Below are 19,902 nucleotides of genomic sequence, written 5' to 3' on the forward strand. Positions count from 1 at the left end.
AGTCCGCGAAATACTGGCTGATTTATGATAAAATAAAGTGTTGTAGATAAACTATCCAAGATTGTTAAAGGAAGAGTATGCGTAAAGATATTTCACCTGAATTGTATAATTATAATAAATTCCCAGGACCAGAGTTTAAACAGATTGATAGCAAGATTGTTGCAGAAAAATTCGAGTTTGAATTGATTGAGAACTATAAGGAAGGCTTTGACTTGACTGCCTTTCATCAGCGCTTTTCAGAAATTCTCACCAAGTTTGACTATATTGTCGGTGACTGGGGCAACGAGCAGCTGCGCCTGCGCGGTTTTTACAAGGATGAGCGGGCTAATGAAAGCGATGAGAAGATTAGCCGCTTAGAAGACTATTTGCTGGAGTACTGCAGCTACGGCTGTGCTTATTTTGTCTTGGAAAATCCAAATCCTCAGCGCGCTTCCTTTGATAAGAAATCGCATGGCAAGAAAGAGACAGAAGGTCGGTCAAAACGTTCTCGCAACAGCCGTTCAGGCAGCAACCGCAATCGCAGAAGCGAGAGAGACCGAGATAGTCGCTCTAAAAGAGACAATAAGCGCTCCCGCAACAATTCCCAGCAAGACAGGCAGAAAAAGCAGAAAGACAGCAATCGCCATTTTGTGATTCGCCAGAATAAAGGAGAAAAATGAAACCATCTATTTATAGCTTAACGCGTCAGGAAATGATTGAATGGGCGGAAGCTCAGGGAGAAAAGAAATTCCGTGCCGCCCAGATTTGGGAGTGGCTCTATCGTAAACGGGTTCAGTCTTTTGAAGAGATGACCAATCTATCCAAGGACTTGATTGCCAAGCTAAATGATCAGTTTGTCGTCAATCCGCTTAAACAGCGCATTGTCCAAGAGTCGGCTGATGGTACGGTCAAGTACCTCTTTGAGCTGCCGGACGGTATGCTGATTGAGACGGTGCTCATGCGCCAGCACTATGGACTTTCTGTCTGTGTGACTACCCAAGTTGGCTGCAATATCGGCTGCACCTTCTGTGCCTCTGGCTTAATAAAAAAGCAACGCGACCTCAATAACGGTGAGATTGTTGCTCAGATTATGCTGGTTCAGAAGTATTTTGACGAGCGTGGTCAGGATGAGCGGGTCAGCCATATCGTGGTTATGGGAATCGGCGAGCCATTTGACAACTATGACAATGTACTCAAGTTTGTCCGGACGGTCAATGATGATAAAGGTTTGGCTATCGGTGCCCGCCATATCACGGTTTCGACATCAGGGCTGGCTCATAAGATTCGTGACTTTGCCAACGAAGGTGTGCAGGTCAATCTAGCTGTATCCCTCCATGCCCCCAATAATGATCTGCGGACCAGCATCATGCGGATTAACCGGTCCTTCCCTATCGAAAAGCTTTTTGCAGCTATCGAATACTATATCGAGACGACCAACCGCCGGGTGACCTTTGAGTACATCATGCTCAATGAAGTCAATGACGGGGTAGAGCAGGCCAAGGAATTGGCAGAGCTGCTCAAGAACATTAAGAAGCTATCTTATGTCAATCTCATTCCTTACAACCCCGTTAGCGAGCACGACCAATACAGCCGCAGTCCTAAAGAGCGCGTGATGGCTTTCTATGATACCCTCAAGAAAAACGGAGTCAACTGCGTGGTTCGTCAGGAACATGGTACAGATATTGATGCAGCCTGCGGTCAGCTGCGTTCTAATACCATGAAGCGTGATCGCGAGAAAGCATTGGTAGAAAATGTTCAGCCTTAAGAACTATCTGACTTCAGCCGGTGAGCTGACTGCTAAGGGACGGAGATTGCTGGTAGGAGGAAGCTGGCTCTATTTCTTGATGCTTTGCATTCTGTGCTTTATTCCTCAGGTTCCGGAGCCGGGAATGGAGACGCCGGGAGTCCAGTATTTTGGCCGAATAGTGGTTTTGTTAATCCCTTTTAATTCCTTTGTCAATATTGGCGAGATTACTTCTTGGATCCAGCTGGTCAAGGTCTTTATCCAAAATCTAGCCAATATCTTTCTGCTGTCGCCCTTAATCTTTCAATTGCTTTGCCTCTTTCCGAAATTGCGGAAGACCAAGAAGATTGTATGGCTGAGCTTTGGGATGAGTCTGTCTATCGAAGTGACTCAGATTCTGCTGGACCTTCTTATCAATGCCAATCGAGTCTTTGAGATTGATGATCTCTGGACCAATACTTTGGGTGGTTATCTGGCTTGGCGGGCTTTTCAGCTTGGTCAAAAAATCTGGAAAAATCGCCAAGGCGACGCTTTCAAGATAGATTAGTGAAGAAAAGGTTCGGATTTAGGAGAAAAATTAAATTTTTTCTTGACAAGAAAAAGGGAAAGGCCTATAATAAAATAAATCATCAGAAAAGTAATAATTTTTTCTACTTTCAGGGAGCCTGTGGTTGGTGGAAACAGGTAGTGGAGGGTTATGAAGTGGGCTGATGCAAAAGATGAATTTGAAGCAATAAAAATTCGGTGAGCACACCTTACAGTGCAGCTTGTTGTTAGACAAGACAGAGATATGGAGGCAGTCTATACTTTGCTCCATAATTGAGGTGGCACCGCGATTTTACGCCCTCACACAGAGTTTTTTCTGTGTGTGGGCTTTTGTTTTGCTTGAAAATAAAGAAAAGAGGCAATCAAGATGACAGAAACTAAAGGATATTTTGGACAATTCGGCGGCTCCTTTGTACCGGAGCCTATCCAGGCCTTGCTGGATGAATTGGAAGCAACTTTTGAGAAGTATAAGGATGATCCAGAATTTTTAAATGAATACCGGCATTATTTGGCAGATTATTCAGGCCGGGAAACTCCGCTTTACTTTGCAGAAAGTCTGACCCAGCATCTGGGCGGGGCTAAGATTTATTTGAAGCGGGAAGATCTCAACCATCTGGGCTCACACAAGCTCAATAATGTTTTAGGTCAGATTCTTCTAGCTAAGCGCATGGGCAAGACCCGGGTCATTGCTGAAACTGGAGCTGGCCAGCATGGTGTGGCAACTGCGGCAGCAGCAGCTAAGTTTGGTATGAAGTGCGATGTTTACATGGGAGCAGAAGATGTAGAACGTCAGCGCCTCAATGTCTTCCGCATGGAAATGATGGGAGCGACTGTTCACGCAGTGGAAACAGGCACCAAAACTCTCAAGGATGCTGTGGATGCGGCCTTTGGGGCTTGGATGAATGATTTGGAAGCCTTCTATGTTTTGGGTTCGGCTGTCGGTCCTCACCCTTATCCGACCATTGTCCATGAGTTTCAAAAGGTAATCAGTGAAGAATCTCGCCGTCAGATTTTGGACAAGGAAGGCCGCTTGCCGGACTATGTCATTGCCTGCGTAGGCGGTGGCTCCAATGCTATCGGTGCCTTCTCTCAGTATGTGGCGGATGAAGAAGTCAAGCTGGTTGGTGTTGAAGCGGCTGGACGTGGTCTTGATACAGACCAGCATGCGGCGACCATGACCAAGGGAAGTGTCGGAGTAGTGGACGGCATGAAGACCTACGCTGTCTTTGCTGAAGATGGTCAGGTGGCACCGGTTTACTCCATTTCGGCAGGCTTGGACTATCCTGGAGTTGGTCCCGAACATGCTTTCTTTAAAGATTCCGGTCGAGTAGAATACGTGGCCGCGACAGATGATGAAGCTGTGGACGCTTTGCTTCTCTTGACGCAAAAGGAAGGAATTTTGCCAGCAATTGAAAGCTCTCATGCCATTGCCGAAGCTATCAAGCGGGCTCCGCAACTGTCATCTGACCAAATCATTATTATCAATGTATCCGGTCGTGGAGACAAGGATGTGGCAGCTATTGCCGACTATCTAGAAAAACGAAAATAAAATACCCAGCAGAAGAGTAGTAACATCCCTCCTTTCAGAGAGTCTGTGGTTGCTGTAAACAGGCAGGAGAAGTTATGAAATGGGCTACTGGAGTCAACGTTTAGTCCTTTAGTTGAACTTTTATTACTTTGTTAGCATGCTTTGCTGTAAACCAGTATGCTGCCTTCTACTAAAAGGGATCTAAATGACTGTAAATAAGTAAATGAGATGTGGAGTCTGAAAACTCCATAACTGAGGTGGCACCGCGATGATACGCCCTCACAGGATGAACTGTGCGGGCGTTTTTCTGTAGTTCTGGAGCCAGTTATGACAGTGGACAGGTGCTATCTGTTCTTGTAAAATACGGTCATGATTAGCAGATTGCTCCTCCTTAAACGCTTCCAATTAAATAGAAAGAAACATTATGCAAAAGATTTTACCAGCTGATATTTTATCGCCGATTCTGGCTTATATGCGGATTCAGGGCGACCACAAGGTGATTTTGGAAAGTATTCCAAGAGATAGCGAGACAGCTCGCTTTTCTATCCTAGCTTATAACCCAGTCTTTGAAGTTCGCTATGAAAATGGCCAGCTAACAAAGAATGGGCAAGTAATTGAGGCAGATCCATTGGACTATCTGCATGAGTTAGCCGTAAAAAAAGATCATCATTCAGACTTGCCTTTTGGTGGTGGAGCCATTGGCTTTGTCGGTTACGATATGATTTCCCTCTATGAAGAGATTGGCCAGATTCCAGCTGATGTGATTGGGACACCAGATATGCACTTTTTCGTCTATGAGAGTTACATGGTTTTTGACCATAAAAAAGACAAGGTCTATATCCTTGAGGAGGCCCTCTACAGTGATAGAAGCGAAGCTGATTTGGCTGCTAGTCTAGAGCTTATCATGGCTGAGCTGGCGCAGCCTGCGGTAGATGAATTTTCACCGCTGGAACTGTCCAGTTTGAACTTCCAGAGTCACATCGAGCAGGCAGCTTTTGAAAAAATGGTGGAAGAAGCGCGGAGCTTGATTCGGCAGGGAGACATGTTCCAATGTGTGCTCAGTCAGCGTTTTTCAGCAGAGTATTCTGGTAGGCCGCTGGATTACTATCGCAATCTGCGTGTGACCAATCCTTCCAACTATCTCTACTTTTATGACTTCGGAGATTATCAGATTATCGGAGCCAGCCCAGAGAGTCTAGTCTCTGTCAAGCAGGGTCAGGTTACGACCAATCCTATTGCTGGAACCAGACCGCGTGGGAAGGATGAAAGAGAAGATAAAGCCTTGGCAGAGGAGTTGCTGGATGACGAGAAGGAAGTGGCGGAACACCGCATGTTAGTTGATTTGGGGCGTAATGATATTGGTAAAATTGCTCAGAATAATAGCGTGGAAGTCACTAAGTACATGGAGGTAGAGTATTTCCGCTATGTCATGCATCTGACCAGCGTGGTTCGTGGTCAGCTTCTGCCCCAACTGACGGCTATGGATGCGCTCAAATCAACCTTGCCGGCCGGCACCGTCTCGGGTGCACCTAAGATTCGAGCCATGAAGCGAATTTATGAGCTAGAGCAGGAAAAACGTGGCGTTTATGCGGGGGCTATCGGCTATCTGTCTGCGACAGGTGATATGGATTTTGCCATCGCTATCCGGACCATGATTTTGAAAAATGGCAGAGCTTACGTTCAAGCTGGAGCTGGTATTGTTTATGACTCAATCCCTGCCAATGAATACCAAGAAACCATCAACAAGGCCAAATCAATGACCAAGATAGGAGAGATGCAATGATTTTATTGATTGATAATTATGATTCTTTTACTTACAATCTAGCCCAGTATATCGGCAATTTCGCAGAAGTTACGGTCTTGCGAAATGATGATGCAGGCCTTTATCAAGCGGCAGAAGAAGCAGATGCTTTGGTTCTGTCTCCGGGTCCAGGCTGGCCAGCAGATGCAGGACGGATGGAGGAGGTCATCCGTGATTTTACTGGTAAAAAGCCGATATTGGGGATTTGCTTGGGACACCAAGCCATTGCAGAAGTATTTGGCGGAAAGCTAGGTTTGGCTCCCAAAGTCATGCACGGCAAGCAAAGTATTCTGCGCTTTGAGGGAAAATCTCCTATCTATCAAGGGATAGAGGATGGACAGCCGGTCATGCGCTATCATTCGATTTTGATTGAAGAGATGCCGGAGGACTTTGAAGTGACGGCTCGGGCGGCTGATGATAACTCAATCATGGCTATCCAGCACAAGAGCCTGCCTATTTATGGTTTTCAGTATCATCCAGAAAGTATCGGCACGCCGGACGGCTTGTCGTCTATCAAGAATTTTATCGACTTAGTAAAGTAAAGGAGGATGTATGAAAGAGATTATTGCAAAACTAGCTGATTTTAAGGATTTAAGCAGTGCTGAGATGACAGATGTGATTGAGCGTATTGTCACTGGACGGGTGACAGAGTCTCAAATTGTAGCCTTCTTGCTGGGGCTCAAGATGAAAGGGGAGACGATTGAGGAACGAACTGCTTTGGCTCAGGTAATGCGAGGCCATGCTAAGCAGATTCCGACCACTATTCGCACTGCCATGGACAATTGCGGTACCGGTGGAGACAAGTCTTTCAGCTTCAATATTTCGACTACGGCAGCTTTTGTACTGGCAGGTGGCGGGATTAAGATGGCCAAGCACGGCAATCGCTCCATTTCTTCTAAGTCAGGCTCAGCTGATGTCTTAGAAGCTCTGGGTATCAATCTAGACTTGGATGCTGCTAGCTTGGGCAAGGTTTTTGAGCAGACAGGTATCGTCTTTCTCTTTGCAAAGAATATGCACCCAGCCATGAAATACATCATGCCAGCCCGTCTTAGCCTTGGCATTCCCACTATCATGAATCTAACTGGTCCGCTCATCCATCCCATGAGTCTAGAAACTCAGCTTTTGGGGACTAGCCGACCAGATATGCTAGAGAGCACGGCAGAGGTCTTGAAAAATATGGGCCGTAAGCGTGCAGTAGTCGTGTCGGGGCCGGATGGTCTTGACGAGGCGGGTCTTCATGGTCGTACCCAGTATGCTCTGCTGGAAAATGGGCAAATCAGCCTGCACGGCTTTCTGCCGTCAGATATTGGCATGAAAGAGATACCTCTTGAAGCGATTCGTGGAGGCAATGCCAAGGAAAATGCAGAAATTCTGCTATCTGTCCTGCAAAATCAAGCCAGCCCCTATCTGGAAACGGCAGTGCTGAATGCGGGATTGGGCTTCTACGCTAATGGGAAATCAGACAGTATAGAAGCAGGAATAGCTTTGGCACGCCAAGTGATTGCCAGCGGCGCAGCCTATGAAAAACTCAAGCAACTACAGGAGTATCAAAAATGAGCAAAGAATTTCTCCCGACCATTCTAAAGCAAAAAGAGCAGGAAGTGGCGGCTATGTCTTATGAAGAGCTGCAACCTCTGCGCTCGACCTATTCCCTCTATGATTATCTCAAAAGCCAGTCCCAAGAGCTGCAGCTGATTGCTGAGGTCAAAAAAGCCAGTCCAAGTCTGGGAGATATTAATCTTGCTGTGGATATTGTGGAGCAGGCTTGCACCTATGAACGATGCGGTGCAGCTATGATTTCAGTCCTGACAGATGAGATTTTCTTTAAAGGCCATCTGGATTACCTGAGAGAGATTTCAAGTCAAGTGTCCATTCTAACCCTCAATAAGGACTTTATTATTGATGAAAAACAGATTGTTCGCGCCCGCAATGCTGGAGCGACAGTTATTCTTCTGATTGTGGCTGCCTTGTCTGAAAAGCGGCTGCAAGAACTCTATGATTTTGCGACAGGTTTAGGCTTGGAAGTTCTGGTCGAAACCCATAATCTGGTGGAGCTGGAAATTGCCCATAGAATAGGAGCTCGGATTATCGGTGTTAATAACCGCAATTTAGTTACTTTTGAGACAGATATCAATACAAGTCTTCAGCTATCTGCCCATTTCAAAGATGACAGGGTTTACGTATCAGAGTCCGCTATTTTCAGCAAGGAAGATGCTGAGTTGGTAGCTCCTTATTTCCATGCGATTTTAGTCGGAACAGCCCTGATGCAGGCTGAGGATGTGGCAGAAAAAATCAAGGAGCTGAAAATTGACAAAGGTTAAGATTTGCGGTTTATCAACGGCCAGCGCTGTGGAAACGGCATGCCAGGCTGGTGCAGATTACATTGGATTTGTCTTTGCTGAGAGCCGTCGGAGGGTCAGTTTGGAGCAAGCTCAGAAGCTAGCTGCCTTGGTGCCGCCTGCTGTCCGAAAGGTAGGAGTTTTCGTCTCTCCGAGCTTGGCAGAGTTGCAGGAAGCTATTTCAGTGGCAAATCTAGATTTGGTGCAGATTCATGGCGATTTTAATGAAGATCTTCTGACTCAGATCGGCCGGTCGGTTATTCGAGCTTATCAGGTCAAGGGAGCGTTAAAAGGAGTCAGCCAACAAGCGGACTACCTGCTCTTTGATGCCCCTCTTGCCGGTAGTGGTCAGACCTTTGACTGGCAAGCTTTTGATAAAGGTCAAATCCACCAGCCCTTCTTTATCGCCGGTGGTTTGAATGCAGGGAATGTCCGAGAAGCGATTCAGCACTTTGCCCCTTACGCAGTTGATGTCTCAAGCGGGGTCGAGACTGACGGCCAGAAGGACTTAGAAAAGATAAAAGAATTTATAGAAAGAGTGAAAGATGGCATATAATCAACCCAATCAAGAAGGATTTTACGGTGAGTTTGGTGGGCGCTTTGTTCCCGAAACGCTGATGACAGCAGTTTTGGAATTGGATAAAGCCTACCGTGAGAGTAAAAAAGACCCAGCCTTTCAGGCTGAGCTGGATGAGTTGCTGAAGCAGTATGTAGGGCGAGAAAATCCTCTCTATTTTGCTAAAAATCTGACAGCCTATGCTGGCGGTGCTAAGATTTATCTGAAGCGGGAAGACCTCAACCATACCGGGGCCCATAAAATCAATAACTCTCTAGGCCAGGTCCTATTGGCCAAGCGAATGGGCAAGAAGAAAATTATTGCCGAGACTGGTGCGGGCCAGCACGGAGTAGCCACCGCCACAGCTGCAGCCCTTTTCAACATGGACTGCACTATCTACATGGGTGAAGAAGATGTCAAGCGCCAAGCCCTCAATGTCTTTCGGATGGAACTTCTGGGAGCCAAGGTAGAGTCTGTGACCGATGGCTCTCGAGTCCTCAAGGATGCAGTCAATGCCGCCTTGCGAGCTTGGGTGGCTCAGGTTGATGATACTCACTATATTATGGGCTCAGCCTTGGGGCCCCATCCCTTCCCAGAGATTGTCCGCGACTATCAGAGTGTGATTGGGCGTGAGGCCAAGCGCCAGTTTGCTGAGCAAAATGCAGGTGCCTTGCCAGATGCTTTAGTCGCCTGCGTTGGCGGTGGTTCCAATGCTATTGGGCTCTTTTATCCTTTTGTAGATGATAGTACAGTGGCTATGTATGGAACAGAGGCAGCTGGGCGGGGCGTGGATACAGATGAACACGCTGCGACCTTAACCAAGGGCCGGCCAGGTGTTTTACACGGTGCCTTGATGGATGTCTTGCAGGATGAGCAAGGGCAGATTTTGGAAGCCTTCTCTATCTCTGCTGGGCTTGACTATCCGGGCATCGGACCTGAACATTCTCATTTTAACGCTATCCAGCGCGCCACTTATGTGCCAGTAACGGATGAAGAAGCCTTGGAAGCCTTTCAGCTCCTGTCTCGTATTGAAGGGATTATCCCTGCTCTAGAGTCTAGCCACGCTATTGCTTATGCAGTTAAGCTGGCTAAGGAGTTGGGACCAGATAAATCAATGATCGTCTGCCTATCCGGCCGTGGTGACAAGGATGTCGTTCAGGTAAAGGAGCACTTGGAAAGAGAAATGGCTCAAAAAGGAGGTGCTCATGACTAAAACACTCACACAGCATTTAGAAACCATCAAAAAAGCAGGCAAGGGAATTTTCCTTCCTTATATCATGGCTGGTGATCACGAGAAAGGTTTGGCAGGATTAGCAGAAACTATCGCATTTTTGGAAAACTTGGGTGTGTCAGCCATTGAAATCGGCCTGCCATTTTCAGACCCTGTTGCAGATGGGCCGGTTATTGAAGAAGCCGGTCTGAGAAGTCTGGGTCACCATACTTCCGCCAAGTCTTTAATCGCAAGCTTGCAGAAGTTGGACACTCAGCTGCCTCTTATCATCATGACCTACTTTAATCCTATTTTCCAATACGGTCTCAAAGATTTTGTCAAGGATTTGGCTAGGACACCGGTTAAAGGATTGATCATTCCGGATTTGCCCTACGAGCACAGAAATTTCATCTTGCCTTTACTGAAAGATTCAGATATCGCTCTTGTTCCTTTAGTGAGCCTGACGACTGGTCTAGAACGTCAGCAGGAGCTGATCAAGGAAGCTGAAGGTTTTATCTACGCTGTAGCTATCAACGGTGTGACAGGTAAGAGCGGAAGCTACCGCAATGATTTGGACCAGCATCTGAGTAAGCTTCATGATATTGCAGAGATTCCAGTACTGACGGGCTTTGGCGTTTCGACTTTAGAAGATGTTAACCGTTTCAATCAAGTCTCAGATGGAGTCATTGTCGGATCTAAGATTGTCAAAGCTCTTCATGAAAAGGACACCAGTATAGCAGCCTTTATCAAAGAAGCAGCAGCTTATAAGAAATAAGAACCACGACACCAAACAAAAGACAGGGTACAAAAGCCAGCCTGTCTTTTTTCTTTTTAAAGCAGAAACAGGCAAGACCAGAGAAGCTAGCGATTTGGATAAGGATGAGAGTCTCCGTCAGGCTGAAAATGGCTGAGCAAGACACCAGAAAGAGAAAGTCGCCAGCTCCAATACGAAGATTATAAAAGAAGGCTAGAAGTCCTAAGGCTAAAAAGAAGAGCATGAGAAGATTGACGCCCGCTGTCATCAGCAGCAAAAGCTGAAAAACCAACCAGATCATCAAAGGGTATTGCTGCTCTCTTTGATCGTAGATGGCTAGAGTCAAGCCCATGGTGAGTAGTAGGAGTTGACTGATGGAAATCGTGCCAAGCGAAGTTGCTAGAGAAAGACCGCCCAAGAGACATTCAAAAAATAAATAGCGTAAGGGAATCTTGTCTCCACAGAAGCGGCAACGAAGACGGTTCATGACTTGAGAAAAAATAGGAATCAAATCACGCGGTGCCAATCTTTTCCCGCAGGCATTGCAATGGCTAGCGGGAGTGATGATAGACTGCTCTGGGAAGCGGTCGATAACCAAGCCTAGGAATGAGGCAAAGACGGTACCAACAAGAAAAAAGTATAGATGAATCATACTTATTTATTCGTAATTTTAAACAGAAAAATTCTGAAATTTTGCAACTTTTCTAATAAAGTCTTTTTTTGAATCTTTTGTCTTGACTTTCTTATTTAGAAGCATTATAATTAAACCATAATCTAAAAAGATTAGAATCATTATAAATAAAAACGAGGTAGAAACAATGACACAAGTAAAAAATGGTGCAGCAACTGACGTAGCAACTTTCAGCAATCAAAAGGCTTTGCCAAAGACTAAGGCTATTCTTAATCAAGTAGTGGCAGACCTTTATACAGCTCATATCGCTCTTCACCAAGTTCACTGGTATATGCGTGGCGCAGGCTTCATGGTTTGGCATCCAAAAATGGATGAATACATGGAAACTTTGGATACAACTTTGGATGAAGTCAGCGAGCGCTTGATTACACTAGGAGGCAAGCCTTATTCTACGTTGACCGAGTTTATCCAACACAGCAAGATTGAAGAAAAAGCTGGTGAGTTCAGCAAGAATGTAGAAGAAAGTCTGGCGCGTGTGATTGAGATTTTCCGTTATCTGACAGGTCTTTACCAAGATGCTTTGGATGTAACAGACCAAGAAGGGGACGATGTAACCAATGATATCTTTGTTGGTGCCAAGGCTGACCTCGAAAAGACTATCTGGATGCTGACAGCTGAAATTGGTCAAGCACCAGGTTTATAAAAAATGATCCATGCGAAACAGAAAGGAAACAGGCTTTCCTTTCTGTTTTTTCATCTTGAAAAGCGCTGGAAAATCTGATAAAATATAGCTCATGAAAACCCTGTATGATGTTCAGCAATTTCTTAAAAGTTTCGGAATCATTATCTATATGGGCAAGCGCCTTTACGATATTGAGATGATGAAAATTGAGCTGAAGAGGATTTACGATGCCGGTCTAATGGATAAGCTAGCTTATTTTGAGGCGGAGGCAGTCTTGCGACGAGAACATCGCTTAGAGTTAGAATATTTAGAAAAGAAAAAGGAGACTTGAGATGACAATTTGGATTTTGTGGGCGGTACTTTTAGGAATAATTGGCTGGATGGGCTTTAATTATTTGCGCCTTCGTCAGGCAGCAAAAATCGTGGATAACGGAGAATTTGAAGGCTTGATTCGCCAAGGTCAGTTGGTTGATCTGCGGGATCCATCTGATTTTCACCGGAAGCATATCTTAGGTGCTCGCAATATTCCATCTCAGCAGCTCAAGGATAGTGTCGGTGCACTTCGCAAGGACAAGGCTGTTCTCCTCTATGAAAATAGTCGTGGTCAGCGCGTAACCAATGCGGCTCTGTATCTGAAAAAACAAGGATTTAAAGAAATCTATATTCTTTCTTATGGGTTGGATTCTTGGAACGGCAAGGTGAAGGCTAGTTGACATAAATCAAAAATTTGTTGCATTATATATACAAAGCCAGTTTCTTATGTTATAATAAATTAATATTAATTTTAAGGAGTTTTTAGAACATGCAAGAAAAGAAAAAATCCTCTCTTGTTTTAGGTATCCTATCCATTATTTTTAGTCTTTTGTTTGCTTTGATTGGACTTATTCTAGGAATCGTTGGTTTGGTTTTGGCAAGTTCACATCAAAAAGAGAGCCAAATGGATTATAAAACAGAAAAGATTCTAAATATCATTGGTATTGTTATTTCTGTAATTAACATGATTGCAGGGCTTATGTTAACTCTGAGCTAATTTGACTTTTTTAAAAAACTGCTATCTATATTACAATGTAAAGTAAGATCGAGACATTATTGTCTGGGTCTTTTTTTACCAACTTTTCTCCAAATATTTTTTAATAACCCCTAATTCTTCTTGGTTCAAAGCACGGTAATCGCCTTTTGCTAGATCTGGGTCTAATGTAAAATCTCCGAATTGAATTCGCTTGAGATAGGTGACCTTGACACCAACTGCCAGAAACATCTTTTTGATCTGGTGGAATTTCCCCTCAGAAATCCTGACGCTAGCACGGCTCAGACTGGAGCGGCTAGAGAAGATAGTGAGCTGGGCGGGCTGACAGACAGTACCGTCTAAAAAGCGAATGCCTTCTTGAAAGGCAATTTTGTCCTGAGGGGTCAAAGGTCCATTGACTTCTACATAGTAAGTTTTTTCAACATGGTATTGAGGGTGCAGCAGCTGAAATCCCAGAGGACCATTATCGGTAATCAGAAGAAGCCCTTCGGTATCTCTATCCAGCCGTCCGATAGAGTAAAGATTTTCTTTCTCTATCTCCTTATCCAGCAAATCCAGGACAGTCAATTTTTCAGCGTCACGATTGGCTGTGACTGCGCCAGCGGGTTTATTCAGCATGTAGTAACGGTGGGCAGGACCGCTGACATGTTTGCCTTGAAAAGTAATCTGCTGCAGGCCGGTATCAACGTTTTGGCTGAGTTTGTAGGCGGGCTTACCATCCACTAAAATCTGTTTTTGCAAAAGGCTTTGTTTCATCTTTTTTCGGCTGATATGATTGGCAGCCAGCAGTTGGTCGAGGCGCATCTGTTTTCCTTGTTTTTTTCTAAATCATATCATAAATTTTCAGGATGGGAAATGCAAATACTCATGCAGCTCCCATATTTTTTAATGAAAACATTTACACTTATCAAAGCCGTGTTTTTTGCCTGCGTCTGTGGTATAATTGTTTAGTTAGAAATAAAATTTAAAAATTCAGAGGAAATCATGACAAAATTAAGAGAAGATATCCGTAACATTGCGATTATCGCCCACGTTGACCACGGGAAAACAACCCTCGTTGACGAATTATTGAAGCAGTCTGAAACTCTTGATGCTCGTACAGAGTTGGCAGAGCGTGCTATGGACTCAAACGATATCGAAAAAGAGCGCGGTATTACGATCCTTGCTAAAAATACAGCCGTTGCTTACAATGGAACTCGTATCAATATCATGGACACACCAGGACACGCGGACTTCGGTGGAGAAGTTGAGCGTATCATGAAAATGGTTGACGGTGTTGTTTTGGTTGTAGATGCTTACGAAGGAACCATGCCACAAACTCGTTTCGTATTGAAAAAAGCCTTGGAACAAGACCTTGTCCCAATTGTTGTTGTTAACAAAATTGACAAACCATCAGCTCGTCCAGCAGAAGTAGTGGACGAAGTATTGGAACTCTTCATTGAGCTTGGTGCAGACGATGACCAGCTTGATTTCCCAGTTGTTTATGCTTCAGCTATCAACGGAACTTCTTCATTGTCAGACGATCCAGCTGATCAAGAAAAAACAATGGCACCAATTTTTGATACCATTATCGACCATATCCCTGCTCCAGTGGACAACTCAGATGAGCCTTTGCAGTTCCAAGTCTCACTCTTGGACTACAATGACTTTGTAGGTCGTATTGGTATCGGACGTGTCTTCCGTGGTACTGTTAAGGTTGGAGACCAAGTTACCCTTTCTAAACTAGACGGCACAACGAAGAACTTCCGTGTCACAAAACTCTTTGGTTTCTTTGGCTTGGAGCGTCGTGAAATCAATGAAGCAAAAGCGGGTGACCTGATTGCGGTATCAGGCATGGAAGATATCTTTGTTGGTGAGACGATTACACCGACAGATGCCATTGAACCTCTTCCAATTCTTCACATCGATGAGCCAACGCTTCAAATGACCTTCTTGGTCAACAACTCACCATTTGCTGGTCGCGAAGGGAAATGGGTAACTTCTCGTAAGGTTGAAGAACGCTTGCAGGCCGAACTGCAAACAGACGTATCCCTTCGAGTTGACCCGACGGATTCACCAGATAAGTGGACTGTTTCAGGTCGTGGTGAGTTGCATTTGTCAATCCTGATCGAAACCATGCGTCGTGAGGGATATGAGCTGCAAGTATCTCGTCCAGAAGTTATCGTGAAAGAAATTGACGGTGTCAAATGTGAGCCATTTGAGCGCGTCCAAATCGATACTCCAGAAGAGTACCAAGGATCTGTTATCCAAAGCCTTTCTGAACGTAAGGGTGAAATGTTGGATATGATTTCAACTGGTAATGGTCAAACTCGTTTGGTCTTCCTCGTTCCAGCGCGTGGATTGATTGGTTACTCAACTGAGTTCTTATCTATGACTCGTGGTTATGGGATTATGAATCATACATTTGACCAATACTTGCCATTGATTCCAGGGGAAATTGGTGGCCGTCACCGCGGTGCTCTGGTATCTATTGATGCTGGTAAGGCAACGACTTACTCAATCATGTCTATCGAAGAGCGCGGAACTATCTTTGTCAACCCAGGTACTGAGGTTTATGAAGGAATGATCATCGGTGAAAACTCTCGTGAAAATGACTTAACTGTTAATATCACTAAAGCCAAGCAGATGACCAACGTTCGTTCTGCAACCAAGGATCAGACAGCAGTTATCAAGACACCACGTATCTTGACCTTGGAAGAATCGCTGGAGTTCTTGAACGATGATGAGTACATGGAAGTAACGCCAGAATCTATTCGTCTGCGTAAGCAAATTTTGAACAAACAAGAACGCGAAAAAGCCAATAAAAAGAAAAAATCTGCTGCAGCTGAATAAGCAAAAAGGAAAGGAGCAGCAAAATGGTTTATCTTATCATTGGGATTTTAATCCTCTTTTTCTACATTTTTGCTGTTCCATCCAGTATTAAAGGGACTGTTAATGCAGTGACCATGGTGCTACTGATTGTAGCCTTAATTATCTTATTTGGCTTAGGCATTTTTAAAATTTTCCAGTTGCCGGCTGAATATTTTGTAGGTTTCGGCCTATCCGTAGTGACTGTCTTGGCTTTGCGGGATATCAATCGCCTCAAGCCGCCTAAGAAATCAAAAAAGAATTTTGATGAAGAATAATAAATGAGCAAGAACTTAGAAAGCTAGATAGACTTTTTGAGATCTTGCTTTTTTGTTGATCTATATTTTTACAAAAATAATAGGTTTATGTTACAAAATATTTCAAATAGATGAAAACATATCATTTTTTTCAAAACTTGCTTACAGTCGAAAATAAAAGACTCCTATGTCTTTTTTATTTTCACAAAAAAAGGTAAAATAGAATGAAGTATGAATGGAAGAGGTTGCTTATGAAAAAAATAGCAAATTTTGCCAATAAGAAGGTCTTGGTTCTGGGTTTGGCCAAGTCGGGTGAGTCAGCAGCTCGCCTTTTAGATAAATTAGGAGCCATCGTGACAGTTAACGACGGCAAACCTTTTGAGGAAAATCCTGCTGCCCAATCTTTGCTAGAAGAAGGTATTAAAGTGGTGACAGGAGGTCATCCCTTGGAGTTGCTGGACGAAGATTTTGAACTAATGGTGAAAAATCCAGGTATTCCTTATGACAATGCCATGGTCGTTCGGGCTCTTGAGAAGAATATTCCAGTCATTACTGAAGTCGAGTTGGCTTATCTAATTTCTGAAGCACCGATTGTTGGTATTACGGGTTCAAATGGCAAGACGACGACTACAACCATGATTGCGCAAGTCTTGACAGCTGGCGGTCAAAATGGTCTTTTGTCTGGTAATATCGGTTTTCCTGCCAGCCAGGTAGCCCAAACAGCCAGCAGCAAAGATACGTTGGTCATGGAACTGTCTTCCTTCCAATTGATGGGGATTGAGGCTTTGCATCCGCAAATCGCTGTTATTACTAACCTCATGCCGACTCATTTGGATTATCACGGCTCTCTTGAGGACTATGCAGCTGCCAAGTGGAATATCCAGAAAAACATGACAGCTGATGATTATCTGGTTTTGAATTTCAATCAAGACTGGGCCAAGGAAATGGCTAGCCAGACTCAGGCTACTGTTATGCCTTTTTCAACGACTGAAAAGGTGGATGGTGCCTATTTAGAGGGTGATGTCCTGACTTTCCGTGGAGAAGCGATTATGCAGGCGGCTGAAATCGGCGTTCCTGGCAGTCATAATGTCGAAAATGCTCTGGCTACGATTGCAGTAGCCAAACTTCGTGGCATTGACAATCAGACGATCAAAGAAGTCTTGTCAGCTTTTGGGGGTGTTAAGCACCGACTCCAGTATGTGGGGCGTGTAAATGAGGTTGCTTTTTATAATGACAGTAAGTCTACCAATATCTTGGCAACCCAGAAAGCCTTGTCTGGTTTTGACAATAGCAAGGTGATTCTGATTGCAGGTGGCTTGGACCGTGGCAATGAATTTGACGAGTTGGTGCCTGACCTCAAAGGGCTCAAGAAAATGGTTATCTTAGGACAATCAGCTCCGCGTGTAAAGAGAGCGGCTGATCAGGCTGGCGTTTCTTATCTGGATGCGACTGATGTCCAGGATGCGGCTCATAAGGCCTTTGCGCAAGCGGAGCCAGGAGACATTGTCTTGCTTAGTCCTGCCAATGCCAGCTGGGATATGTATAGTAATTTTGAAGTCCGTGGCGATGAATTTCTCGCTGCATTTGAAGAATTAAAAGGTTAAGATGAAAAAGATTGTATTTACAGGCGGAGGAACGGTCGGGCATGTAACCCTCAACCTTCTCCTGATTCCAAAATTTATCAAAGAAGGCTGGCAGGTCCACTATATTGGTGATAAGCATGGCATTGAGTATCAGGAAATCCAAAAGTCTGGACTGGACGTAACCTTCCATTCGGTAGCTACGGGTAAGCTTCGTCGCTACTTTTCTTGGCAGAATCTGCTGGATGGCTTTAAGGTTGTCTGGGGGATTTTCCAGTCGCTGGGTATTATGCTCAAGGTACGGCCGCAGGCTCTCTTTTCTAAGGGAGGCTTTGTATCTGTTCCGCCCGTGATTGCAGCCCGACTGTCCGGAGTGCCTGTCTATGTTCATGAGTCGGATCTATCCATTGGCTTGGCCAATAAAATTGCCTATAAGTGTGCGACCAAGATGTATGCGACCTTTGAGCAACCTTCCAGTCTGACCAAGATTGAGCATGTCGGAGCTGTAACCAAGGTCGGCAGTCAAGAGTCAGTCCCACCGCAGGAACTAGAAGAAATTCGTCAGTATTTTGATAAGGAACTGCCAACCCTGCTTTTCGTTGGTGGTTCTGCAGGTGCTAAGGTCTTTAATGACTTTGTCAGCCAGAATCAAGCTGCACTGACCGAGCATTATAACATCATCAATCTGACAGGCGATGCAAGTTTGGATGCTCTGTCTGAACGTCTCTTTCGCAGAGCCTATGTGACTGACCTCTACCAGCCTTTGATGGACTTGGCAGATGTGGTGGTGACCCGAGGCGGTTCCAATACAATCTTTGAACTCTTGGCTATGGCTAAGCTTCATATTATCGTTCCTCTGGGACGTGAAGCCAGTCGTGGCGATCAGATTGAAAATGCCGATTATTTTGTGAAAAAGGGATATGCCAAGCAATTGGCAGAGGAACAGCTGGATATGAGCAATTTACAGGCAGCACTTGATGACCTTTTGGCAAACCAGGCTTCTTATCATCAAGCTATGAAAAATTCTCAGGAAATCAAGTCTGTAGATGAATTTTATGCTTTATTGAAAGCGGATATTGACAAGGGAAAGAAATGAGCAAGAAAAACCACGATGAGCCAAAGGAAGAGGTAAGTGAGCACCTCTCTGAATGGCAGAAACGAAACAAAGAATATCTTGAAAAGAAGGCTCAGGAAGAAGCAAGTAAGCAGAAGGAGCTGGAAGAAGAGGAAGTAAAAGAAGCTGAAGCTGAGGACTCAATCGAAGGCGGAGAAATAGCTGAAGAGACGGAAGAAGACGACTCAACTTATGAAGAGGAAGAAACAGAATATTTGGAAGATGAATCATCCGAATCTGAGCTAGAGACCGAGTTGAGCGAGAAAGAGCGCAAAAAACTTGAGAAACTTCAGAAAAAGGCAGAAAAAGAAGCTGCTAAGGTGCATATCTCGAGGATTCATATTTATCGAGCGCTGCCGGTTTTGCTGGGCAGTGGTTTGATTTTTCTCTTGTCAATCTATTTTTTGACGCCACTGGCGACCATGAAGACTATCAAATTTTCAGGGAATCAAATGGTCAGTCAGGAAGAACTGCTCAAAAGCAGTAAGATTGATGAAAAGGACTATACTTTAACAACCTTTATCAATGGCGGCAATCATATCCGCAATATGAAAGCTTCTAGTCCTTGGATTAACAATCTGGAGATGGCTTATCAGTTTCCGATTACTTTTCAGGTAAAGGTCAAGGAGTACGGAGTTCTGGCCTATCTGCATGAGGGTGGTCAGTATTATCCTATTCTGACAAATGGGGAGATTATTTCGGACCCGACTGCTGCAGATTCTTTGCCGGAAACCCATATTTCGATAGAGTTTTCAGATAAAAAATTGATTAAGGAATTTGCCCTTCAAATTGAAAAGGTACCGGCTTCGGTCAAGAAAAATATTAAGACAGTTCAGTTGACTCCAAGCAAGGTGACACCGGACTTGGTTACGCTGACCATGCATGATGGCAACAAAGTCTTGGTACCAATTTCGCATATTGCCAAAAAACTGCCATATTACAAGGGAATACAATCGCAATTGGAAGAGGGTGTACCTAGTGTTGTAGATATGGAAGCAGGGATTTTTAGTTATGTTGAAGGAGCTCAAAACGAGTCGTCTTCTTCTGACGAAGAAAAGCAGAAAGCAGAAGAGGAATCGACGGGACAGCCAACAGAACAAGCGGCTGAGCAGGTGACAGAAAGTCAAGAACAAGAATCTGCAGAGCCGCAAAATTCGACAGAAAACCCGGGAAATACCGAAAATCGCTAAATTATATGTAGAAAAACTGCACATTTTCATTTTCTTTATGTTATAATAAAGCTTGGGTAACTCTAATTTTTAGCGTTATTAGTATAGACCGGAAACATGGAAGATAGAGAGGACTGG

Annotated in this window: 22 protein-coding genes and 1 other annotated feature; of the genes, 20 read left to right on the forward strand and 2 right to left on the reverse strand. The window is 44.5% G+C overall.

Features of this window, described 5'->3' with window-relative positions:
• The first annotated feature begins 77 nt into the window (after positions 1-77).
• From HMPREF9380_RS07550 to trpA, 11 genes are all read left to right on the forward strand, one after another.
• Entirely contained in the window at positions 78-659 is a 582-nt protein-coding gene (locus HMPREF9380_RS07550) for a YutD family protein (RefSeq protein WP_002932663.1), read from the forward strand.
• A complete protein-coding gene (rlmN, locus tag HMPREF9380_RS07545) occupies positions 656-1,744 on the forward strand; it encodes a dual-specificity RNA methyltransferase RlmN (RefSeq protein WP_002911938.1) in 1,089 nt (362 codons plus the stop codon). The genes HMPREF9380_RS07550 and rlmN overlap by 4 nt, the downstream gene beginning before the upstream one ends.
• Complete coding sequence (locus tag HMPREF9380_RS07540) at positions 1,731-2,270, forward strand: VanZ family protein (RefSeq protein ID WP_002932664.1); 540 nt, start codon at positions 1,731-1,733, stop codon at positions 2,268-2,270. The genes rlmN and HMPREF9380_RS07540 overlap by 14 nt, the downstream gene beginning before the upstream one ends.
• A gap of 74 nt (positions 2,271-2,344) precedes the next feature.
• Positions 2,345-2,574, forward strand: a binding site (T-box leader).
• A gap of 62 nt (positions 2,575-2,636) precedes the next feature.
• Positions 2,637-3,818: a tryptophan synthase subunit beta gene (trpB, locus tag HMPREF9380_RS07535; RefSeq protein WP_002932665.1), complete on the forward strand. Its 1,182-nt coding sequence runs from the start codon at positions 2,637-2,639 to the stop codon at positions 3,816-3,818.
• Positions 3,819-4,221: 403 nt separating this feature from the next.
• Complete coding sequence (gene trpE / locus HMPREF9380_RS07530; RefSeq protein WP_002932666.1) at positions 4,222-5,580, forward strand: anthranilate synthase component I; 1,359 nt, start codon at positions 4,222-4,224, stop codon at positions 5,578-5,580.
• On the forward strand, positions 5,577-6,140 hold the full coding sequence (locus HMPREF9380_RS07525; protein ID WP_002932667.1) for an aminodeoxychorismate/anthranilate synthase component II: 564 nt from the start codon (positions 5,577-5,579) through the stop codon (positions 6,138-6,140). The genes trpE and HMPREF9380_RS07525 overlap by 4 nt, the downstream gene beginning before the upstream one ends.
• Positions 6,141-6,150: 10 nt before the next feature.
• Entirely contained in the window at positions 6,151-7,155 is a 1,005-nt protein-coding gene (gene trpD / locus HMPREF9380_RS07520) for an anthranilate phosphoribosyltransferase (RefSeq protein WP_002932670.1), read from the forward strand.
• Positions 7,152-7,919 carry an indole-3-glycerol phosphate synthase TrpC gene (gene trpC, locus HMPREF9380_RS07515; protein WP_002932673.1) on the forward strand — a complete coding sequence of 256 codons (768 nt, stop codon included), beginning with the start codon at positions 7,152-7,154 and terminating at the stop codon, positions 7,917-7,919. The genes trpD and trpC overlap by 4 nt, the downstream gene beginning before the upstream one ends.
• Entirely contained in the window at positions 7,906-8,493 is a 588-nt protein-coding gene (locus HMPREF9380_RS07510) for a phosphoribosylanthranilate isomerase (RefSeq protein ID WP_002932676.1), read from the forward strand. The genes trpC and HMPREF9380_RS07510 overlap by 14 nt, the downstream gene beginning before the upstream one ends.
• Positions 8,483-9,706, forward strand: coding sequence for a tryptophan synthase subunit beta (trpB, locus tag HMPREF9380_RS07505; protein ID WP_002932679.1), 1,224 nt, complete (start codon positions 8,483-8,485; stop codon positions 9,704-9,706). The genes HMPREF9380_RS07510 and trpB (HMPREF9380_RS07505) overlap by 11 nt, the downstream gene beginning before the upstream one ends.
• Positions 9,699-10,478 carry a tryptophan synthase subunit alpha gene (trpA, locus tag HMPREF9380_RS07500; protein WP_002932685.1) on the forward strand — a complete coding sequence of 260 codons (780 nt, stop codon included), beginning with the start codon at positions 9,699-9,701 and terminating at the stop codon, positions 10,476-10,478. Before trpB (HMPREF9380_RS07505) ends, trpA begins: the two co-directional genes overlap by 8 nt.
• Here the strand turns inward: trpA and HMPREF9380_RS07495 are convergent.
• Positions 10,450-11,109, reverse strand: coding sequence for a prepilin peptidase (locus HMPREF9380_RS07495; protein ID WP_002932686.1), 660 nt, complete (start codon positions 11,107-11,109; stop codon positions 10,450-10,452). The genes trpA and HMPREF9380_RS07495 overlap by 29 nt on opposite strands.
• 166 nt (positions 11,110-11,275) lie before the next feature.
• Here HMPREF9380_RS07495 and HMPREF9380_RS07490 point away from each other — a divergent pair, with 166 nt between their 5' ends.
• The 4 genes from HMPREF9380_RS07490 to HMPREF9380_RS07475 all read left to right on the forward strand — a co-directional run bounded on the left by HMPREF9380_RS07490 (position 11,276) and on the right by HMPREF9380_RS07475 (position 12,800).
• Positions 11,276-11,791 carry a Dps family protein gene (locus HMPREF9380_RS07490; RefSeq protein ID WP_002932687.1) on the forward strand — a complete coding sequence of 172 codons (516 nt, stop codon included), beginning with the start codon at positions 11,276-11,278 and terminating at the stop codon, positions 11,789-11,791.
• Between the two features lie 91 nt (positions 11,792-11,882).
• Positions 11,883-12,101, forward strand: a complete 219-nt coding sequence (locus HMPREF9380_RS07485; protein WP_002898045.1) for a YqgQ family protein — start codon at positions 11,883-11,885, stop codon at positions 12,099-12,101.
• Position 12,102: 1 nt separating this feature from the next.
• The gene (locus tag HMPREF9380_RS07480; protein ID WP_002904037.1) at positions 12,103-12,483 is read left to right on the forward strand and encodes a rhodanese-like domain-containing protein; all 381 of its coding nucleotides are present in this window, start codon (positions 12,103-12,105) and stop codon (positions 12,481-12,483) included.
• An 89-nt stretch (positions 12,484-12,572) separates the two neighbouring features.
• Positions 12,573-12,800, forward strand: a complete 228-nt coding sequence (locus tag HMPREF9380_RS07475; RefSeq protein WP_002932688.1) for a hypothetical protein — start codon at positions 12,573-12,575, stop codon at positions 12,798-12,800.
• 75 nt (positions 12,801-12,875) lie between these two features.
• On the opposite strand, the gene HMPREF9380_RS07470 is transcribed toward HMPREF9380_RS07475, so the two are convergent.
• Entirely contained in the window at positions 12,876-13,601 is a 726-nt protein-coding gene (locus HMPREF9380_RS07470; protein WP_002932696.1) for a 16S rRNA pseudouridine(516) synthase, read from the reverse strand.
• A 180-nt stretch (positions 13,602-13,781) separates the two neighbouring features.
• Between HMPREF9380_RS07470 and typA the strand changes: the two genes are divergently transcribed.
• The 5 genes from typA to HMPREF9380_RS07445 all read left to right on the forward strand — a co-directional run bounded on the left by typA (position 13,782) and on the right by HMPREF9380_RS07445 (position 19,785).
• Positions 13,782-15,629: a translational GTPase TypA gene (typA, locus tag HMPREF9380_RS07465; protein WP_002932699.1), complete on the forward strand. Its 1,848-nt coding sequence runs from the start codon at positions 13,782-13,784 to the stop codon at positions 15,627-15,629.
• Between the two features lie 23 nt (positions 15,630-15,652).
• On the forward strand, positions 15,653-15,922 hold the full coding sequence (locus HMPREF9380_RS07460; RefSeq protein WP_002898040.1) for a DUF3165 family protein: 270 nt from the start codon (positions 15,653-15,655) through the stop codon (positions 15,920-15,922).
• Between the two features lie 230 nt (positions 15,923-16,152).
• Complete coding sequence (gene murD, locus HMPREF9380_RS07455) at positions 16,153-17,505, forward strand: UDP-N-acetylmuramoyl-L-alanine--D-glutamate ligase (protein WP_032907248.1); 1,353 nt, start codon at positions 16,153-16,155, stop codon at positions 17,503-17,505.
• Position 17,506: 1 nt separating this feature from the next.
• Positions 17,507-18,577, forward strand: coding sequence for a UDP-N-acetylglucosamine--N-acetylmuramyl-(pentapeptide) pyrophosphoryl-undecaprenol N-acetylglucosamine transferase (locus HMPREF9380_RS07450; protein ID WP_002932703.1), 1,071 nt, complete (start codon positions 17,507-17,509; stop codon positions 18,575-18,577).
• Positions 18,574-19,785 carry a cell division protein FtsQ/DivIB gene (locus tag HMPREF9380_RS07445; RefSeq protein WP_002932706.1) on the forward strand — a complete coding sequence of 404 codons (1,212 nt, stop codon included), beginning with the start codon at positions 18,574-18,576 and terminating at the stop codon, positions 19,783-19,785. The genes HMPREF9380_RS07450 and HMPREF9380_RS07445 overlap by 4 nt, the downstream gene beginning before the upstream one ends.
• Positions 19,786-19,902 lie beyond the last annotated feature (117 nt).

It is taken from the genome of Streptococcus sanguinis SK49 (assembly GCF_000212815.1).
Lineage (GTDB): Bacteria > Bacillota > Bacilli > Lactobacillales > Streptococcaceae > Streptococcus > Streptococcus sanguinis_C.

What these genes read in the sequence shown, in the direction of transcription:
- HMPREF9380_RS07550 (WP_002932663.1), top strand. Translation starts at nt 78, where the DNA reads ATGCGTAAAGATATTTCACCTGAATTGTATAATTATAATAAATTCCCA.
- rlmN (WP_002911938.1), top strand. Translation starts at nt 656, where the DNA reads ATGAAACCATCTATTTATAGCTTAACGCGTCAGGAAATGATTGAATGG.
- HMPREF9380_RS07540 (WP_002932664.1), top strand. Translation starts at nt 1,731, where the DNA reads ATGTTCAGCCTTAAGAACTATCTGACTTCAGCCGGTGAGCTGACTGCT.
- trpB (WP_002932665.1), top strand. Translation starts at nt 2,637, where the DNA reads ATGACAGAAACTAAAGGATATTTTGGACAATTCGGCGGCTCCTTTGTA.
- trpE (WP_002932666.1), top strand. Translation starts at nt 4,222, where the DNA reads ATGCAAAAGATTTTACCAGCTGATATTTTATCGCCGATTCTGGCTTAT.
- HMPREF9380_RS07525 (WP_002932667.1), top strand. Translation starts at nt 5,577, where the DNA reads ATGATTTTATTGATTGATAATTATGATTCTTTTACTTACAATCTAGCC.
- trpD (WP_002932670.1), top strand. Translation starts at nt 6,151, where the DNA reads ATGAAAGAGATTATTGCAAAACTAGCTGATTTTAAGGATTTAAGCAGT.
- trpC (WP_002932673.1), top strand. Translation starts at nt 7,152, where the DNA reads ATGAGCAAAGAATTTCTCCCGACCATTCTAAAGCAAAAAGAGCAGGAA.
- trpB (WP_002932679.1), top strand. Translation starts at nt 8,483, where the DNA reads ATGGCATATAATCAACCCAATCAAGAAGGATTTTACGGTGAGTTTGGT.
- trpA (WP_002932685.1), top strand. Translation starts at nt 9,699, where the DNA reads ATGACTAAAACACTCACACAGCATTTAGAAACCATCAAAAAAGCAGGC.
- HMPREF9380_RS07495 (WP_002932686.1), bottom strand. Translation starts at nt 11,109, where the DNA reads ATGATTCATCTATACTTTTTTCTTGTTGGTACCGTCTTTGCCTCATTC.
- HMPREF9380_RS07490 (WP_002932687.1), top strand. Translation starts at nt 11,276, where the DNA reads ATGACACAAGTAAAAAATGGTGCAGCAACTGACGTAGCAACTTTCAGC.
- HMPREF9380_RS07485 (WP_002898045.1), top strand. Translation starts at nt 11,883, where the DNA reads ATGAAAACCCTGTATGATGTTCAGCAATTTCTTAAAAGTTTCGGAATC.
- HMPREF9380_RS07480 (WP_002904037.1), top strand. Translation starts at nt 12,103, where the DNA reads ATGACAATTTGGATTTTGTGGGCGGTACTTTTAGGAATAATTGGCTGG.
- HMPREF9380_RS07475 (WP_002932688.1), top strand. Translation starts at nt 12,573, where the DNA reads ATGCAAGAAAAGAAAAAATCCTCTCTTGTTTTAGGTATCCTATCCATT.
- HMPREF9380_RS07470 (WP_002932696.1), bottom strand. Translation starts at nt 13,601, where the DNA reads ATGCGCCTCGACCAACTGCTGGCTGCCAATCATATCAGCCGAAAAAAG.
- typA (WP_002932699.1), top strand. Translation starts at nt 13,782, where the DNA reads ATGACAAAATTAAGAGAAGATATCCGTAACATTGCGATTATCGCCCAC.
- HMPREF9380_RS07460 (WP_002898040.1), top strand. Translation starts at nt 15,653, where the DNA reads ATGGTTTATCTTATCATTGGGATTTTAATCCTCTTTTTCTACATTTTT.
- murD (WP_032907248.1), top strand. Translation starts at nt 16,153, where the DNA reads ATGAAAAAAATAGCAAATTTTGCCAATAAGAAGGTCTTGGTTCTGGGT.
- HMPREF9380_RS07450 (WP_002932703.1), top strand. Translation starts at nt 17,507, where the DNA reads ATGAAAAAGATTGTATTTACAGGCGGAGGAACGGTCGGGCATGTAACC.
- HMPREF9380_RS07445 (WP_002932706.1), top strand. Translation starts at nt 18,574, where the DNA reads ATGAGCAAGAAAAACCACGATGAGCCAAAGGAAGAGGTAAGTGAGCAC.